The organism is uncultured Aquimarina sp., from assembly GCF_947492405.1.
In the GTDB taxonomy this organism is placed as follows: domain Bacteria; phylum Bacteroidota; class Bacteroidia; order Flavobacteriales; family Flavobacteriaceae; genus Aquimarina.
In genome coordinates this window covers 610,556-630,400 of sequence record NZ_CANLMP010000004.1, presented here as the reverse complement: position 1 = coordinate 630,400, position 19,845 = coordinate 610,556, and the positions used below count along the sequence as shown (strand labels likewise).

Sequence of the window (19,845 nt, the reverse complement as noted above, 5' to 3'; positions counted from 1 at the left end):
ATGGAAACAAAAATAACTTCATTGATTGTAGATGATGAATTAAATGTTGCTGAAAATTTGGCAGGGATACTACGAGATTTTTGCCCAAATATAGAAGTCGTAAAAATTTCAACGACTATTTCTGAAGCAAAAAAAGATATCGCAATTGTGCAGCCTAAGTTGGTTTTTTTAGACATTCAGATTGGGACAAGAATGATTTTTGAAATGCTAGAATCCATAGAAATTGATTTTGAGATTATCTTTATTTCGGCTCATAATTATGCACTAGATGCTTTTAAATTTATGGCTATTGACTACCTCCTTAAACCTGTAGATATAAAAAGTCTTGTAAAAGCTGTAGATCGGGCTATTTTCAATAAAAAAAATCGGTTATTTTCTAAACATTTTGAAGAATTATTAACGATAGTTAAAAAAGATGATAGTACACTGCATAAAATAGCTATACCAAACACTAATGGATATCAAATGATCAGAATTAGTGATATACTGTATTGCCTTGCAGAAGGTAGTTATACACTCATCTATCTTGTCAATAAAAATCATTTAGTTGTTTCTAAAAACTTAAAGTTTTATGAAGATTTATTGACAAGGTATAATTTCATACGTATCCATAATTCTAGTTTAGTAAATAGCGCTTATATCAAAGAAATCTCAAAATCTGAAGGAGGTTTTGTTATGATGGATGATGGTAAAATCCTTTCAATGTCTAAATCTCGAAGAGAAGAAACCTTCAATAAGCTTCATTTGAAGTAGTTTTTAAATTTATCTTTTTGGAATACCAATTAAGAATACACAATTATAAATTCATGAATATCAGTTATCAATTTAGGTTAAGAACTCATCCTTAAGTTACTTAGATTTGGGAAAGAATATAGATTAAATTCACTTTAAATTTTAAAACCTAGATTATTATGAAAACGAAATTTTTAACTTTAGTGGTAGCACTATTTATCGGAGCAGTTTCTTATGCAGGTTGTACAGTAACTACAGATTGTGGTACTTTTGAGTTTCCTAATGAAACTTCTGTTAGTACAAGTACTCAATCTGCTCCTGGAGGAGTATTGATTACCGTTAGAGGAGCAAACGGTAATGTATTACTTAGACAAACATGTCCTACAGGAAGAGTAAGTAGTAATTGTTCTTCTGGTAATGATGGAGATGTAGATATTTGTGATATTTTACCTCCATTTTTAGCTGATCTATATGGATGTAACTAAAATTTGATTAATTTTAATTTTGAAGATTAATAAGATTTGACTTATTAAATCTTTCTACTGACTTCTTGTTCTTCGTGTTCAAGAAGTTAGTTTTTTTAGAACAATAAACAACCCTTAAAACGTGAGTTCGGCGTGATAAGATTCACGTCAGTCAGAGTGTGCACCTCGGGAGATGTATCGAAAACCTGTCTGTCGGATAGCAGACTGGCAAGTAAATTTTCAATCAAAAGCCTAATTTCGATACCTTACACAGGCGGGCAAGCTAATTTTTCTCCTGTCATCTCGAATGGAGTAGAAAAAACTATTAAAAACCACTTAATTTGACGACTTTTTAAAATTAAATGCTTATATCGAGCTCAAGTTTAAACATAATGATTTAAGGAACAAAAACGATCAATAATATAAGCCACTATTATTTCAAATTTCTAATTGCTCAAATAACTTGTTTGTTGAGCTTTTTTTGTGAATTAATTGACATAATCGGGGTTTAATACTATTTATTCATTGGGATGTTTTAATTAAAAACTAAAACAGGATATCTATCAATTCATAGGAAAATAATCCAACAAACAACTTTAGATTTACAGAAGTAAGCTTTTAAAATATCTATAAAGTTGTACTTGCAAAGTTCCTAAATAAATACTCTTAAAAACTAAATTATGAAATTTTTAAAACTAACTTTCATCATTGCCATTGCATTCTCTTTTACGCAATGTGAACAAGAAAATGAAATTGTTGACTCATCAGATGCTACTATAGTAGACAATACAACTTTAGAAAAAATAGCAAAACTAGGTTTTGATACGCAGAATTATCCTGTATTAAAAGACGGAGAATATTATACCGTAGAAGGAGATATCAATATTCCAGAAAGTTACCTTGATGAAATAGACAATCAAAATCAATCTAAACAAAGGCGGTGGGTGAATATAGTCAGCTGCAATGAAATAAGATATATTACAGTATTTAATAACTTACCAGCTGGATCAGCCAGAAATTCAGTGAGTTTGGCTATGAGACATTGGAATGATATTACCAAATGTGATATACGGTTTGCCGCTACCTCTAATATAAATAATGCGGAAGTAATAATAAGTAATGGTCCACTCTCACAAGGTGTGGTAGGAAGAGGCACTTTTCCTTCTAATGGAAAACCGGGGAGATATATTCGATTAGATTTAAATCAGTTTAGCTCCTATAGTTATGCTCAATGGAGATCAACTATTGAGCATGAATTAGGGCATAACATCGGTTTTGCACATACCAATGGATCTGCACAAGGTGGTGGTCCTCTCCCACAAGAAATATTAATTCAAGGAACACCTGTTAACGATCCTAATTCGTTAATGAATGGTCGCCGAGGAGGAACTGTTAGATCATTAACTGGTGATGATAAAAGAGCTGCCAGATTACTGTATAACACCAATTTTTCTGGGAGATTATGTAACTAAGTCTCATAAAACTTTATTTCTTGATCTGGGAATATCGTTTTTCTGTACCGCAAAACAATTCTTTAGCAAGAAGCTAAAATTTTACAAGTAAATATAGAGGTTGTCTGAAATTAATTTTGAGATAACCTCTTAAATATAAGAATCATAAAGAATGCTCTTATAGCGGTAGTTTATTTGATTAAAACTATCAGCATCTCTTTATAAATAACTAAAAAGAAGATACTTGAAAAAAGTAATTATTTTAATACAATTATTGCCTTGCTTTATCCTAGCTCAATCTTATGATTTCGAAAAAGACCAAAACGGACTCGCTCCTGCTAATATAACTGCAGTAAATGGACTAGTTAAGGTTTCAATTCATTCTACAGAAGGTAAATCTATGGAAGGTCTGGTTGCCGGGTCAGGAAGTACTGCAGTTGCCAATATGGACCTGTTTCCTGCAGCGCGAAACTATTCAATTATCTGGAAAGAAACGTATACTGTTGCTAGGAGGTCTGGATTTATTCTTCGTGCAAATGGTTCGAACTCTATAACAACAGGTTTAATGAAGGGATATCTGTTTCAAGTAAACAGCTCAACTAATAATGTCAGGATTTATAAATCAAATGCATCTAGTTTTACACTATTATCTTCGGAAAGTTTGACCGCGCCTGGGGTTAATAGTCCTCGCTGGTATAAAGCTACTGTTAATGATAATGATCTTATTTTAGACTATTCCAATGATGGTATGAGTTTCACTAACCTAATTACTACAACCGACAACACTTATAATTCTGGAAAAGTTCAATATAGCATTGGTTTTGGTAAAGGGAGTGGAAATTTGTATGTGGATGATATAAAATTTTTATCTGTAGAAAATAATTCCATAACAATAAACAATATTAGTCCATATCAGGTTTTTCAGCGAGATCACTTGGGAAAAGCAGATCTATTTATTGAGGGGAATTATAAGGGAAATCCTTCTGGCATAGAAGCAAGATGGAGTAACAGCGAAATCTGGACTTCTTTATCATTAAACACTAATGGTCAAGGCACATTTTCAGGTTCTCTAAAAAACCAGAATCAAGGTCAGGGAACACTATGGGTTCGATTTTCTGATAATATTTCTGTTACTATTCCAGTCAGAAATGTAGGTATAGGAGATATCTATGTCATTGCAGGTCAAAGCAATGCCTCTGGCAGAGGAGAAACATACAATAGTTATGCTCACCCAATACTAAAGGCCATTGTATTCGGCAATGATTATACCTGGAAAGAGCTTACTGATCCAGTAGATAGTAATGTTGGACAAATTGATCATGTAAGTTCCGATGGAGCAGCAAAAGGTTCTCCTTGGCCTTTTATAGCTACACGTATTATGCAATCACAAAATGTTCCGGTTGCGTTTATTCCAGCTGCCAAAGGAGGATCCAGCATTCTGCAATGGCAACCTGATCAAGATCATTCAAACCCTAATACACTATATGGCTCAATGAACCAACGAATAAAAGATACTGGAGGAAAAGTAAAAGGTGTTTTGTTTTTTCAGGGAGAAAGAGATGCAGTTTCAAATACTTCTGAGGTAAATTATGAAAAACGATTAAATACTTTTGTAAGTACAATTGCTTCTGATTTTCCGGGACTCAAAGTCCTAACAGGACAAATTGGTCATGCGAATAATATGGGGTTGAATGCTGTCAGAAAGGCTCAATTGAAGGTAATTAATTCTAATCAAAACGCTCTTTTAGGCCCCGCAACATATGATATAAATTTATCAGACGAAAATGGGGATTTTTTGCACTTTAAATCAGATAAGGACATGTCAGAATATGCTAGGAGATGGTTTATGGCAATAAACGAAGCTTTCTATTTTGGAGACAATGGTTATGGACCAATTGTAGATAAAGACAGTATAACTTATAATCATATTTTTAATAAAATAACTGTTCCGTTTAATGATGCAAAGTTTAGGGCGATTCATAATGAATCCTCAGTATCTCCTGACTCTTTTAAACTAAAAAATAATGGCTTGGTTTCAATCAGTTCTATTAATATAAATGGAAATGTTTTAGAGATAATACCTTCATCAATTTTGGATATCTCAAAACCTATTTGGTTATCTTATGGATTGTTAAATGATGGCGTGAGTAACGCTATATATGACAATGAAAAACTTCCTGCTCAAAACTTTTACGATGTATTGGTACAAATAGAACAAACAGGAAATGAAACTTTTGGTACTAAAAATAATTATTTAATATATCCTAATCCTACTAAGGATGAGTTGTTTATTGCTTTTGGTTTTCCTATTAATCAAGTTAAGGTAAAGATATACAGTAGTATGCAGATAGAGGTTTTGTCAAAATCTATAATAGTGGATAAAGATTTAATAAGACTAAATATCTCAAAATTAAAAGCTGGAATATATTCTATTTTCATAGATACTAAAGAAGGTACGATTTCAAAGAAAATAGTCAAAAACTGAATGAACCTTCTTCCTTGACGAATACAAATAGTTCCAATGAATGAAGATCTTATTTAAGCCATTTAAAAATAGACCATGGTAAGATATAAATATCAAATAATACTCCTTGCACATAATTGTTTTGAATATCTATAGGATATTCCCGATTACCTATGTTTCTATAATCTCCAGTTGTGGATCTTCTCTTTCTAACTATCAATTTGTGTCGAGTAACTATCAATTTACCTTGAAGTAACATTGTTAATTTGTTTACTTTTAATAAAAAAAGAAGAAACTAATGAATAGAAAAGAAAAATTAATGTTGACTTACTTCTGATTATTAGTCCTTTTGTTTCTAAAATGGATTAAGTAGAAAATACAGAATTACTTTAGATAACAAACTAAGCCTTCTATAGTGAAAAGCATTATGAATCACTATAACTATTTCACATTTCAAAGAAGAATTATAATCTTACTTAATAGGTTACATACAAATGTATTTGATTTGTACACTTGATTAAATTCAGAATACCAACAAACTGATATTTAAATCGTAAAGCTTGTTGAAATTGATTATTGATTTCATCTTAAACTCTTTTTATAAAATAATGAAATACGGTCAAATCACATATCATACAATTAGCTCTAATGAGCTCAAAATAGACAAAAAGATATTAGAATTAATATAGGTAGCTAATTTATTATGGTGTTTTATAACAGACCCTAATTAAGTCTACAATCACATACAAATTTCTGTTGTGTCGACTTTTAATAGTATATAGATTAGAGTTATTGCAGTAATAATGTGTAAGTATTAACTTTTTAAAAAAACACCAATATTTTTGGTGCTATAAATGAAAAAGAAAATTAACTTTTAAAATCAAAAAAAATGAAAAATGTATTTAGTAGGCTAAAAATTTTAGCTTTTATCATGGTAATTATCTTTGCTTCCTGTAGTAGAGATGAAGGATTCGATGAAAACACCCAATCGGAAGAATTGCAACAATCAAACCTGGAAGAAAAATATTTTTTAGGTAAGAAAGTAAAAGTTAGAAAAGAAGAAGATGGAAGCTATAGTCTAGGAGGAAGCGATGTCAGACTATTTGAGGAACAATTATCGGATAAACCAGTTGCTATTTCTAAAAATCCTATACCCGGAGCGGATAATCAAAAATTGGTCTTAGGAGGTTCTGTACGCAAATGGCCTAATAACACCGTTGTATATCAGATACAGGGATTAAGTAATAATGTTCGTAATGAATTGCAAAAATCTTTTGATGAATGGACAAGTAAAACAAGTATTAGATTTAAGCAACGAACCAATGAATCTAATTATGTGACCATTAGTAGCAATGGACAAAACTGTAACTGTGGAGTCGCTACCTTAGGTATGAATGGATCAAATGGATTCATTAGACTTGGTAGTGGTTCAACGGCTCTAGTGATCATTCATGAAATTGGTCATACACTCGGATATTTACATGAGCAGAATCGCCCTGATAGGGATCAATATATCATTATCAATTACCAAAATATTATAAATGGAGCTGCCAATCAATTTGGAGTTGATCAAAATGCACAATTGTTAACAGGTACATTTGATATCAACTCTACCATGATGTATGGTAGTTATACGTTTAGTAAAAATGGGCTTCCGACTATTACCGATCGTCAAGGAAATATTTTACCAGCCAGGAGAGCAGCCTTATCAAATTTAGATATTCAGGGTACCAATCAGGCATATCCTGGAGATGGAGGTGGCGGACCTATAGATCCAGATCCTAGTGGGCCTTGTGATGGGGTGTCAGAATGGAACCCGAATACAAACTACTTCGTTGGCGATAGGGTAACCTATCAGGGTAATTTATACGAAAGAGATTTTTTCAACTGGATTTTTATAAGCTCTTGTAATTAAGCAAACTTGAATATTTTACAAGTCTAAATAATTTCATAATGTTTTTGAAATAGGCATATGTAGTTGTCAAAGTAAAAATCTTATGTCATAAAGTCCATTCATTATAATAGTAACCTATTTATCAAGAATAGTTTAATACATCCTAAAACTCGATACTTACAATATTATTAAGATTTCACGAACTCGGGTTTAAGGATGTGTTGAATATTCTTTACTCTAATTAAGAAAATCAATTATGACTACTGTTACAGTTAAATCACTAAACATTCACTTTTAAAACCTAAAAAAATGAAAAATTCAAGTATTTATAGTTTATTGATCTATAGTTGTAGTTCTGATGAATCTTAGTCTAAAGAAATTTATCTATCAGAAATCTCTTCTAATACATTCAACGGAAAGATTATTGAAGAAGTTTTTGGAGTGAAAGGAATAGAGGAATCTTCTAAATTATTTTCTGATTTTTTAATCAAAAATAGAAGCAATAAGAATAGTAAAACTTGGAACAAAGGAAGCAAAAGGAAATATTTTTGATTTCAATGGACCTAGCAGGTCATTTCTTGATGAATTAAGCGTGTTTTTACCAAATGCTATTGACGTAGATGAAGAGAATTTAAGAGATAATATAATGGGAAATGTAACCTTGCTAATAGTCCTGAGAGGAAACCAGTATATTTTATTATTACTTAAACATCGGATCAAATTCTTGTTAAAATTTGGTTCTTTGTCAGGTGCTGCTGCTCAACGTGTAAAGGTAGACAGAAGAGGAAGAATTACTTTTAAAGGAAATGCGGACTTTAGTCCAGAAAGATTTCTTGTTCGTGGCTCAAATAATCTGGATGAAGCATTTCCGCCTTTAGTAGTTATATCTGGTGCCGTTGGAGATTCTGAATACTCTTCGTAAGTAGTACTCTCAGCGGAACAGTGATCAACTGCCAAATAGAACCATAATAGTAATAATCTCGCTTTGAGATAATCTAGAAGCCCTCTTACGCCTTTTAACAACTTTGTGATCTTCAAGCTATTTTTATCAATAATTTGTTCATTTCTATGCAAAAATCATCAATAAGATAAAAAATATCGATAATTCTATTTGTAGAAATCATATGCAGAAAACAATTTAAATGTCTGAATGTTAAATTCTTAAATATGTTTGTTTGCTACTTTTTCTACAATAGAAAAACATTATTTCTTAAACCGAACTCACGTTAAATTATATGATATGTTTTTTCAAACCTAAATATTGACTATAGTCAATATTTGATGGTCGTTTTAGTATTAATTTTGATTTCATTAACCATAAATATAAACACAAATTATGAGGCTTTATTTATCAAAATTGTTTTTGTTTTTGTTTTTGTTCCAAATAGCGAGCTCTCAAGAATGGAAATGGGAAAATGTTAATCTACAAGGAATGGGCTTTGTAACAGGTATTATAGCTCACCCTTTATATGAGGATGTTGTATATGCCAGGACTGATGTTGGAGGTGTTTTTAGATGGAAGAATTCATCATCCGAGTGGGTTCCATTAATGGATGGTAAAAATATAGGTTATAGTGTAGAAAGTATATCTTTAGATAGACAAAATAAAGATATACTCTATGCTAAAATGGGTAATAGAGAAGTTGGGCAATTGTATAAGTCGACTGATTTAGGAAATAGTTGGTTACCTATTCCTTTAAATGTATATGTTGAAGGTAACGGCGAATGGAGGCATTCAGGGGAGAGATTGAGTGCTCATGGGGATTTATTATATTATGCATCTAGAAGAGATGGTCTATGGAAATCTACAAATCAAGGAGATAGCTGGTTTCAAATCTCTAAGGATAAAATTCCTTTTGGAGAAGAAGGAGGACAAGTTTTCTCGTTGATTCATCCTATAGAAAACAATATAGTTTATGTAGGAGTACAAGGATTTGGAATTTATAAAACCGATGATTCAGGTGTTAGTTGGTCATTATTACGAGGAGGTCCAGATATAAAGCTGAAACCTATTCATGGCGCTTTGTCCAATGATGGAGTTCTATATGTTACTTATGCCGATGGTCCTTCTGCTAATCGAGAAGGTAAAGTTTATAAATACTTAGGAGATGGGGATTTGATTGATGTTACACCTTCCATAAAAGAAAGCCAAGGTTTTGCAGGGATATCTGTAAATCCTAATGATAGAAATGAAGTTTTTACATTTCAATGGAATTTTGGAAACAATAAAGGAATGCATAGAAGTATAGATGGGGGTAATTCATGGGATTCATTAACTTTTGCTTCAGATAATATAGAAGAACCAGGTTATTATCCTTCTTGGTCGGCATATACCTATGCTGGTCAAATCTTGATAGATCCAACGAATCCTAATCGTGCTTGGATCACTACTGGTTTTGCAGTTTATAAAACAAATAATAGAAAAGCCTCTAATCCTGAATGGAAGGTTGAAAATCAAAATTTAGAGGAATTTGTATGTATTTCAATCGTATCACCACCTCAACAACCTAAAGAAGTTATATTAGGAGTCGCAGATATGGCAGGTATGTCCCTAACAAAATTTAATGAGGTTCCAAATAATAAATTTTATCCTAATGAATTCGGAATCATATCAGATATTTCTTTTTGTGAGACGGACCCTAAACATATTGCATATGTTGGGAGTTCTCAATACGGTTCTGTTACTGCTTATACGGGTCTATCAAATGATGGAGGGAATACTTGGGAAAATTTTGCATCTATACCGACAAATATGCAGAACGGTAATATAGCATTCTCTTCAAGTAACCCAAATATAATGGTATGGGTACCTATGAGCCAATCGAATTTAGGTTTACCTTCTGACCAATGGCAAGTAGATGCTCGTTATACAACAGATAGAGGGAGAACTTGGAAAAAAAGCAATGGTTTGCCTCAAAGAATAGAATCATTGAGACAATATTGGTTTTGTAGTAAATCTCTTATTGCAGACCCTATTAATGGTAACACATTTTATTTATATGATAGAAAGAATATCTATAAAAGTTCTGATAATGGAGCTAATTGGAATGTTGTTGGAAATGTACCAGTTGATTGGTATCAAGTAGTTTTAAAGGCTAAACCGGGAACTAGCGAATTATATTTTGTGAATAAAAGCGGAGGTTTTTTATATAAGTCATTGGATCAGGGAAAATCTTGGAATCCGATTTCTAATGTAACAGATTGTATAAATTTTGCCTTTGGAAAGAATAAAATTAATGATGATTCTGATGTATTGTATATAGTGGCTTCTATAGATGGTAAAAAGGATATTTATAAATCTGAAAACAATGATGAGAATTGGGAAAACACTAACGCTTATAAAACTTTACCTATGGATAAAGTATCTACAATGGATGCTAGTAAAGATCAATATGGCAAGATATACTTTGGAACAGGTGGAAGAGGAGCTTTTGTAGGTGTTCTTTCAGAATCAACGGAAATTGATCAGACCACATTTAATAATAATGGTGAAAATTGGATTATAAAGGATTTATCTTCTATTGAAGCCGAGAACTTTGATGATGGAGGAGAAGGTATTTCTTATTCAGATATTGATATTGAAAACATTGGAAAACAATACAGAGAAACAAGTGTTGATATAGAAGCTAATAGTAACGGGTTTCATATTGGTTGGGTTAATGATTCCGAGTGGTTAGAATATTCTGTGGATGTGGAAAAAGATGGTAGTTATGATTTTATTGTGAATCTCGCATCTAAGTTTGAAAATCCAGGTAAGTTAAGAATTAAATTGGATGACACTGTTTTAGGTGTAATTGATGTTGAAAATACTGGAGACTGGAAGAAGTTTGAATCTTTTAAACTAGAAAATATTGAATTAGTAAAGGGTACAAATAAAGTTTTGAGATTTGAAATGATAGATGGGTACTTTAATATTGATAGAATTACTTTTTCTTTAATCAAGTCTATGACCAATGGATTTGTAATTACTGCTCTCGGTAGATCTGGAACTGAAAAATTTGATGTTTACGTAGATGATATACAGATTAGTTCGGAAAATCAAGTTACTCAAAATTTTGAAGAATATATGTTTAATTTTGAACCTAAAAGTAAGGTACAAATTCATTTTATTAATGATGGTATCGCTCCAAATGGAATTAATAATGATTTACGAATAGATCATATAAGAGTTGGAGATAAAATATATCAGGCAGAAAATCAATCAATAAATACAGGAGGATGGAATCATGAAACAGAAAATTGTGGAGGAGCTGAGTTAGAATGGTTAAATTGTACTGGTTATATTGAATTTAGCTTAGAAAATCAAAATAGATCTTCTTTATCTGATAACTTAGATTTTGAATTCAAATTATATCCAAATCCCGTTAGCGATATACTACATCTTTCTCTAGAGAATAATCATCAAAAATTACAATATATAAACGACGTTAGTATAATCAATCTCGAAGGTAGAGTTTTATATAAAAAAGAAAAGTTAAACACAATAGATGCTGATATACAATTTAACACATCAAATCTTGAAAATGGTGTTTATTTTTTACGTATTTCTTACTGTAATGGAAAATCTATCGTTCATAGGTTTTTGATGAACGATAACTCATATTAAAAAATTCAACTTAATCAAATATACAAAAATGAAGATAATAAGAAACCTCATGGTTTACTATGTTTACTTTTTGTGACTACAGATAATATAAATTCACAGAATTCCCTCCCGAAACGTTTCTAGAATCAGATTAAATATAAATTTTTAGAAACTCCAGTAAGTTTATCAAGAATTACCGTATAAGCTAGTACACAAATATTAATTAATCTTAAAAACAATTATTTATTGTTTTTCTAAAATCACACAAAATGAAAAGATTTAAATTACCGTTACTAAGTTTATTTGCAGCTTCATTGTTCTTAGCTTGTTCTACAGAAGAACAACCTGAGGAACCGAAAGATTCTAATAAAGGTAATATTATAGCTATTAATGTATATCCAAATGTAACTTTCAAAACTTTAATAAATTCATTATATGTAAGTTCAGAAAATGGAGAAAAACCGGTTCAGGCCGATCGAACACAGACCGGAAGCTGGGAAAACTTTATAATTGAACATTTAGGCGGAAATAAAGTGGCGATAAAAGGAAATAATGGCAAATACCTTAGCTCAGGAAACGCAATGTATCCGCTAACTTGTAATACACAAAATATTGGTGATTGGGAAGTATTTGGTTTAGAATCCTTGGGAAATGATTATTACGCTATTAAAGGAAGTAATAATAAATATGTTATTTACGATCATTCAGGGGATAAATTATTATGGAGTACTTCTTATAACATTGGTGATGCAGAAATTTTTTTAATCAAAGGTGTGCCTTCAACTCCATTCGGACTTAACTCAATACAACTAATAAAGGACGATATGAGATTACCTCATCAAGGCTATCCAAGTGGGGTTCCTATAGAACTAGGCTGGGCTTTACAGCCTAGAATATCTTACGGGAACAATCCTCCGGATGATTGGAGAGCCATGTTTATTTGGGGGCAAGTATATACTGATCCCAGTGGTAATCCTTCTACAAATACCAGATTTCAGATTCGAAATTTACAAGCGTGGTATTTAAGTAAAACAGATGGCAAATGGCGGTTATGGGAAAAAACGTCATCTATTGCTGGAGCTAATTACGCAGAAGATTTTCAAGGAGATATAAATATTCCTGCTGATATTAGAGATGAGTCTAATAACGGAGGTGGAATCTCATCTACATTAAGAAGTGGATTTAATTTTCATTTTTGGCCAAATAAGAACAGAATTAGTATAGATCCTAATGACATTGCTGGAGTTTGGGTGTCTATGGAATCAAGATTAGTTGTTAATGAGATTAATAAACCTGATGATAGAAGAAATGCAAGAATGATGCTAAGTGCTGGTGCAGATTATTGGTCAAGTCTAACTGCAGAATGGGATCAATGGAAAACCAATGGAGATATCGGAATAGGTCGTTTCAGATATATTACAGAAAAGTGGCAGGTGTTTAATATGCATACTTTAAGCGATGCACAATTAGCAAATAATCCTCCTCCATTTGATAATTAATAATTTTGGAAGCAATAAGAAGATTAAATCTTTGTTAGATGGTATCTTAGATCTGAAATATACTAAATTATAAGGCTTATTCAGATAGTACTTAAAGCATTTAATATTAGATTCTATTCATATAAAATTCTTTATTCTTATTGTAGCAGGTTTGGGCGAAGCCCTGCGATTTAAGTGTAGCGTGGTTTGCTCAAAACGGCATTCTTCAAGAAAGAAGTTCAAAATCCTAAAACCTGAAAAGGAAGAAAATAATTACGGTTTTTAAATAATGGTGTGATGAAAGAATATTATTCATTTTTCAGATAAAGAAACGAATATAAATTTTGGTATCGAACCTCAATTGATTTCTTAAAATAGATTTTTTTAAATACTGTAAAGTCTTTAAGAGCTTTTTTAGTTTATAAAATTATTGTAGGTGAAATGAAACTCGAAAATTGATAATTAAAACATTCGAATTTAAAGAAGGATAATAGATCATTCAATAACCTCATTATATGTCCATCTAATAGCATCATCAATGTTATTAAAAATAAAAAAGGGTCTTTGGGCGAAATGCTTTTCAATTTCTATAGATTTTCGCGTAATCTCGTTATAAGAGATAGCACTATATCCGATAAAATTTTCAAGATAAATAAAAGGACATTCTATTTAGTCCAAAGAGTTAATACTGTGAGGATTTATTCTATTCGATATATGTAAATGGAGAACCATTTTTATAATATTTTAATATTAGGGGCATGAGTTGGTTTAACTTTTCAATACTTACAATTTCACCTTCTTTTATCTCCGCTATGATGTAATTCTTGTAGAAATAGAAAAGACCTAAATTGATTTCGAATCTACCAAGAAATAAATTTATATCATTTGTTTTCATAACAATGTTTTGTTAGGCAGTCGAAATATTTTGCCATTATTACTGTCAATATATCTGATTATTAATTATTTAACTTGTTTTTAACCTTGTGAAATAAAACAAAATTTGGTTTTTTTATGAATCGAATTATACAGATTTCTTCTTTTCACCATGAAATTTATGTTATAGACGAAAAATATTACAGCCTAAATATTTTATAAAAAACAAAAGGCTTCCAAATTGATAAAAATGAGAATAAAAAATGCTGATTAAATATTTTTTTAGAAGCTCCAGTAAGTTTATCAAGAATTACCGTATAAGCTAGTACACAAATATTAATTAATCTTAAAAACAATTATTTATTGTTTTTCTAAAATCACACAAAATGAAAAGATTTAAATTACCGTTACTAAGTTTATTTGCAGCTTCATTGTTCTTAGCTTGTAATAATGATGACACTGAGAATGTTGTAGAACAAGTAGTTATTGATGAGGTGGCTGAGGATTCATTAGAAGAAGAAGCTAAATCCAAAGGTTTGTTCCACTCATTTAGGGCTTTAAAGGAAGCCAGAGTTCTTTTAAGAAGTATTCGAAGAGATGGAGGAGTTCCTTATAACTTTTTTAGGCCTGCATTACAATTTACCGATGCACAAAATGTATTTATACCGAGCGTACTAGGTATTGATTATAGAACGGATAGATCTGTCGTGCCCGCTGGGCCTACAGCTAGATTCCCAATGTTTCAAGGTTTGGAAACGTTGCCAGATGGAAACCAAAGAAAAGGTTATTATGTCATAACCGAATCATCTGATTTTTTTATGGCTAAAAAATTAGGAGTTATTTATGCTCCTAGAATGGCGGCTTCAATTGGATCTGGTGGAGAACAAAAAGGTCATTTTAATCGAAGAGGAAGACTTGTTTTTGAAGGATCTGTTGATTTTTCTCCAAAAAGATCCTTAGTAACTGGAGGGACATCTGATGATGGATTGCTATTTGGTTTCCCACCTGCAGAGGTAAATCCTGGTGCAATAGCGGATTCTAATTGGTCTTCTTATGTTGTGCTACCTAGTGGTGTGGTTATCAACGCCCAAATGGTAGCGAACGAAACTGGAATTCATGATAGAATTCCTAACCCTGAAGGAAATGGACAAGAGCAAGAGGATGATTTAAATAATCCAAATCTTGGTATTGGTCAAGCATCGGTTGTTTTACAAATTTTGGATGGATGGCAAAATGGAAAACCATATTTCTTCCATATAGTAACAGATACATCCGATCCAGGTCCTGCGACTATTGAATTGGGAGTTTTTGCACCAAGATTAGCAAACTTACCTACTTTTGGATTATTTCCAGGAGGTTCCATGCTCCCTTTTAGTCCTACAGCTAATGGTAGAACAACGGATACAGATGGTTTAGGAGTGCAAGGTTTAAATACCGCTTCCTTAAGTGATCGACAGGCACAAGATCCAACAAATACTTTCCCAATTGATCCAAGTGACATAAGATATGCACCAATGTGGGATGCACATATTACCGAATTTACTGTTCCCGAAAACGAGCGTCCAATCTTAAAAAGTTTTGATGAAGTAAATCAACTTCTGGAAGAAGGTATTTTAATTCCATTTAGAGGCAATGCCAATCCTAGCCCATTGGCAAATTCATTATCTAATTTACTAACCGCAACAGGAGCAATTATTAACTGCCCAGTAGTTACTCAACCAGAAGAAAGTGTAATTGGTACTAAAATCGGGTTTCCAACTAACTAATTAGAATGGGCACTATCAAGGAAATTTATTAAGTTAGTTTTTGAAAATAAGCCCGATAATCGTAAATCCTGATAAAAATGACTTACAATTATTCGGGCTTGAATTATAATGTTTAATGTATTTCATTATGTCTTTATCGGTATCTCCCAGATAGTTCGTGACGTGCATTGATCGATTTCTAAATTTACTAAAGTAATAGCTGAAAATATTTTAATTTTAAAAAATACTTTGGTTAAGTGGACCTGATTATTAGAGAGAAGTTAAGGTTAGAACCATCAATTTTTGTAAAAATATAAATATTCCCAACAATTGTAGATATAACACAAGCTTAACTTTTTGAATTAGATCAAATTCGAATTAATTTTAGGTTCTTCTTAAGTAGAAAAATGTTATCCTAAGTTGCTCCAAACAAAAAACCAGATCAACGACCTGTTTTTTTGCTGTATGGGCTAGTGGGGATTCGTACTATTGTGTATTGACAGTTTATCAACACTTTTTTTCTTACGTTAGGTTAATATTTAAATCATAGGTTTGTAAATTAATAAGTTGTCCATCTATATAAAAGTTGCAAATCTTTTAATGACTGAAACACTCTAGAACAAAACTAACCTGCTCAATAAGAAAATATCATTAGAAATATAGGGAACTGAACTAAAATCAGTGACTTGCTGGTAACGCGGCTGTAGGTTTTTGTGAAAGACAAAAAATTGAATAACTGCAAGTTTGTTGATGAGAGGTTGTTACTGCTTCAAAAGTACTTTATCTAATTGTTTACAATTTTAGGTTACGCTGTAAACTTTGCTGGTAAACACTTAGTAAAGCATCATCTTTGTAGGTAGACAACCGTTGTTGTTGGATTCTGAATAATTGTAAACGTGATTTGTGCTTATGTTTTCCTTTGCCATTTTTATGATCTTTCCATTCTTGATCTGTTTTTTGAATGAGGATTTGATTTCTAATCTCACGTTTTAGGGTTTCCTGTTTGAGAAACCAATTATACGTTTTTGCAAAACCATTGCGTTTGTTTTCTGGATGAAAATACAAATGTGGGGGCGCTACCCATCGATTTGGATTGCGTTCCAAATAACGTGCAACCATATCTATTCGTTTGTAAAGAATTTCCTGATACCCTTCCCAATCTTTTTGACTTCCTTGTACTTTGAATTTACGATACACCGATGCCCAGATTTGGTTCAGAATTTCTCTTTCCTCAGGCTCACTGAGTATCTTGTCCGGATACAATACGGCTTTGCTGTAGTTCCAGAAATCTTTCACCAATCCTAATAAAAAAGCCGACTCCGACTCCTGAGCGTTTGAATTTTTCGTACGCCTGATTTGTTTTCGTGAGTCGGATGGTCGACTTTCCCTCGTGTTCATGTTTTGTTCCTGGTATGTTCCTGTAACGGAGTTGTGATTTGTGTTGTGAACTTTTTGGTGAATTCTTTCTTCTTTTTGGGTTATTAGCTTATCCACACTGCTATTATTATTTTTTTGTTCTTGTTGTTCATGAACTAAAGGGGGTAAATTTTTCACTCTTTGCTCATAAAGTGAAGATTTTGGTTGTTTTTGAATCTGATTTTCTAAAGATTTTGTTGATAACATTGGGGTAGAGAATACCTCAGGATTTATCCATAATGCAATACCTGTTTTACCTCTATGTTCTTCTTTGATTATAAACCCTGAAGCTTTGAGCCGTTCTTTGTGATTAATAATCGTTCGTACAGTGCAGCCTTTGCAACTGGCAAGGCTTGGATTGTAAGTCGTAAAAGGAGGAAGCTCCTCAGATACATCATTCCCTAGTTGAATCGCGTTGTTAAGCTGTTTTGTATACAATCTCGTTATTAACTCAGCAGTAGCTCTGTGATTGGAATTCAATCTATCTTTGAGAGCAATATGTTTGAAATTATGATTATCTACAAATTGTTTTGTTTTTGTAAACACTTTAGTAAAATCAAAATAGATTTTTGGGCTTTGATTCGTTGAGACTAACATAGGTAAAAGATTTCTCCAAAGAAAAAATATTTAATTCCATCATGAAAGCTTGCTTTTCAAAGAAAGGAACTTGTTGCTAATTTTTGCAATAGATTGTGTCTTTGAGCCTGAAAAAGGTTCAAAATGTATTAAAAATGCAGTAGATTTTAATAGTACAGAAATAAAACTTTAGTGATTCTAAGAGTTTTCCAAGTGAAAATTGTTTTACCTATGTTTTACCCCAAACAAAAAAGCCGACTCGTTAAAGTCGGCTTTTCTTTGCTGTGCGGGCGGGGAGACTCGAACTCCCACACCTCGCGGCACTAGATCCTAAGTCTAGCGTGTCTACCAATTCCACCACGCCCGCATTAAAACTTTTACAAAACTTAGGACTATCTGCAAAAGCGAGTGCAAATATAAACAATACTTTTAAAATAAAAAGTCTCAACAAAAAAAATATAAACTTTCCTATCAATTCTTATATGAAATGATGTTTTGATACATAGAGTTATTTTGGTTTTATACAATAAAGAAACTATTTTATGCTATTATTTCATATAAGAATTGGTATTAGTACTTTTAGACAAAATTAACTCAATCCAAATGCAACATACGAATTCTTACGTTCAAGAACATAAAGATCGTTTCATCAACGAACTTTTAGAACTACTGAAAATACCATCTATTAGTGCAGACTCAGTATATGAAAAAGATGTTATTAAAACAGCTGATGAAATAAAGAAAAGCCTGGAGAATGCTGGCTGCGATCTTGTAGAAATATGCGAAACTCCGGGATATCCGATTGTCTATGGAGAAAAGATGATAAACCCTGATCTTCCTACAGTTTTGGTCTACGGACATTATGATGTACAACCACCAGATCCAATTGATCTTTGGGATAGCCCACCTTTTGAACCAGTAATCAAAAAAACAGAATTACATCCTGAGGGAGCAATTTTTGCCAGAGGTTCTTGTGATGATAAAGGGCAAATGTATATGCATGTAAAAGCTATGGAAATGATGACCAAAACAAATCAGCTTCCCTGTAATGTAAAGTTTATGATCGAAGGCGAAGAAGAAGTAGGAAGTAATAGTCTGGGGTGGTTTGTAGAAAGAAATCAAGATAAATTATCAAATGATGTAATTCTCATCAGTGATACAGGTATGATTGCTAAAGATGTTCCGTCGATCACAACAGGATTAAGAGGGTTAAGTTATGTAGAAGTTGAAGTTACTGGACCCAACAGAGATTTACATAGCGGATTGTATGGAGGTGCAGTAGCCAATCCAATTAATATCCTGACCAAAATGATAGCCTCATTGCACGATGAGAATAATCATATTACAATTCCTGGTTTTTATGATAAAGTAGAAGAACTTTCTAAAGAAGAGCGTGCAGAAATGGCGAAAGCACCCTTTTCTTTGGAAGCATATAAGAAATCATTAGATATTAACGCGGTGTATGGTGAAGAAGGATATACAACCAATGAGCGTAATTCTATACGTCCAACACTGGATGTAAACGGAATTTGGGGTGGGTATACCGGAGAAGGAGCCAAGACGGTTATTGCTAGCAAGGCGTACGCAAAAATTTCGATGCGTTTGGTACCAAACCAGGATTGGAAGGAAATCACTGAGTTGTTCAAGAACCATTTCGAAAGTATCGCACCAGAAGCAGTTACCGTAAAGGTAACTCCGCACCACGGTGGACAAGGATATGTTACACCAATAGATAATATTGGATACAAAGCTGCGAGTATGGCCTATCAGGATACTTTTGGTAAGGCTCCTATTCCGCAACGAAGTGGAGGAAGTATTCCGATTGTTTCTTTATTCGAAAAAGAATTGAAAAGTAAAACCATTCTTATGGGATTTGGATTAGATAGCGATGCCATCCATTCACCTAATGAGCATTTCGGGGTTTGGAACTACTTAAAAGGTATAGAGACAATTCCATTGTTCTATAAGTATTTTACAGAGATGAGCAAAGATAAGTAGGGCGTTACCCTGATTCTAATCAGGGTCGGGCTATCCGCTATATCTTTTTTATCAAGTACCCTGAGGTTCTCGAAGGGTACTTGATAAAAAAGGATGAAAGCCTGTCCTGAGCGAAGTCGAAGGGCTCTTATCCCTAACGCAAATAGTAAGATACCTGTCAGGTTTTAAT

Annotated in this window: 12 protein-coding genes and 1 tRNA gene; 10 read left to right on the top strand and 3 right to left on the bottom strand. The window is 32.5% G+C overall.

The genetic code is table 11. The annotated features are described in order from the left end of the window. From Q0829_RS17365 to Q0829_RS17330, 8 genes are all read left to right on the top strand, one after another. Window positions 1-753 carry a LytTR family DNA-binding domain-containing protein gene (locus Q0829_RS17365; protein ID WP_298545574.1) on the top strand — a complete coding sequence of 251 codons (753 nt, stop codon included), beginning with the start codon at window positions 1-3 and terminating at the stop codon, window positions 751-753. Window positions 754-911: 158 nt separating this feature from the next. Next, on the top strand, window positions 912-1,217 hold the full coding sequence (locus Q0829_RS17360; protein ID WP_298545572.1) for a hypothetical protein: 306 nt from the start codon (window positions 912-914) through the stop codon (window positions 1,215-1,217). 659 nt (window positions 1,218-1,876) lie between these two features. Then, complete coding sequence (locus tag Q0829_RS17355) at window positions 1,877-2,668, top strand: M57 family metalloprotease (RefSeq protein WP_298545570.1); 792 nt, start codon at window positions 1,877-1,879, stop codon at window positions 2,666-2,668. A gap of 223 nt (window positions 2,669-2,891) precedes the next feature. Beyond that, the gene (locus Q0829_RS17350) at window positions 2,892-5,132 is read left to right on the top strand and encodes a sialate O-acetylesterase (protein WP_298545568.1); all 2,241 of its coding nucleotides are present in this window, start codon (window positions 2,892-2,894) and stop codon (window positions 5,130-5,132) included. Window positions 5,133-6,000: 868 nt separating this feature from the next. Then, window positions 6,001-7,026, top strand: coding sequence for a M12 family metallopeptidase (locus Q0829_RS17345; protein ID WP_298545566.1), 1,026 nt, complete (start codon window positions 6,001-6,003; stop codon window positions 7,024-7,026). A gap of 571 nt (window positions 7,027-7,597) precedes the next feature. Next, on the top strand, window positions 7,598-7,927 hold the full coding sequence (locus Q0829_RS17340; RefSeq protein WP_298545564.1) for a hypothetical protein: 330 nt from the start codon (window positions 7,598-7,600) through the stop codon (window positions 7,925-7,927). Window positions 7,928-8,341: 414 nt separating this feature from the next. Continuing rightward, window positions 8,342-11,611 carry a carbohydrate-binding protein gene (locus Q0829_RS17335; RefSeq protein ID WP_298545561.1) on the top strand — a complete coding sequence of 1,090 codons (3,270 nt, stop codon included), beginning with the start codon at window positions 8,342-8,344 and terminating at the stop codon, window positions 11,609-11,611. Between the two features lie 248 nt (window positions 11,612-11,859). After that, a complete protein-coding gene (locus tag Q0829_RS17330; protein WP_298545559.1) occupies window positions 11,860-13,089 on the top strand; it encodes a hypothetical protein in 1,230 nt (409 codons plus the stop codon). A 682-nt stretch (window positions 13,090-13,771) separates the two neighbouring features. On the opposite strand, the gene Q0829_RS17325 is transcribed toward Q0829_RS17330, so the two are convergent. Further along, window positions 13,772-13,963 carry a hypothetical protein gene (locus Q0829_RS17325; protein WP_298545555.1) on the bottom strand — a complete coding sequence of 64 codons (192 nt, stop codon included), beginning with the start codon at window positions 13,961-13,963 and terminating at the stop codon, window positions 13,772-13,774. A gap of 364 nt (window positions 13,964-14,327) precedes the next feature. On the opposite strand from Q0829_RS17325, the gene Q0829_RS17320 reads away from it, so the two are divergent. After that, window positions 14,328-15,707 (top strand): hypothetical protein, encoded by a 1,380-nt coding sequence (locus Q0829_RS17320; protein ID WP_298545552.1) that lies wholly within the window; start codon window positions 14,328-14,330, stop codon window positions 15,705-15,707. A 771-nt stretch (window positions 15,708-16,478) separates the two neighbouring features. Here the strand turns inward: Q0829_RS17320 and Q0829_RS17315 are convergent. Both Q0829_RS17315 and Q0829_RS17310 read right to left on the bottom strand, forming a co-directional pair. After that, the gene (locus Q0829_RS17315; RefSeq protein WP_298545549.1) at window positions 16,479-17,699 is read right to left on the bottom strand and encodes a hypothetical protein; all 1,221 of its coding nucleotides are present in this window, start codon (window positions 17,697-17,699) and stop codon (window positions 16,479-16,481) included. A gap of 264 nt (window positions 17,700-17,963) precedes the next feature. After that, window positions 17,964-18,045: transfer RNA gene (locus tag Q0829_RS17310), tRNA-Leu, on the bottom strand. Between the two features lie 236 nt (window positions 18,046-18,281). Between Q0829_RS17310 and Q0829_RS17305 the strand changes: the two genes are divergently transcribed. Further along, window positions 18,282-19,676 carry a dipeptidase gene (locus tag Q0829_RS17305; protein ID WP_298545545.1) on the top strand — a complete coding sequence of 465 codons (1,395 nt, stop codon included), beginning with the start codon at window positions 18,282-18,284 and terminating at the stop codon, window positions 19,674-19,676. Window positions 19,677-19,845 lie beyond the last annotated feature (169 nt).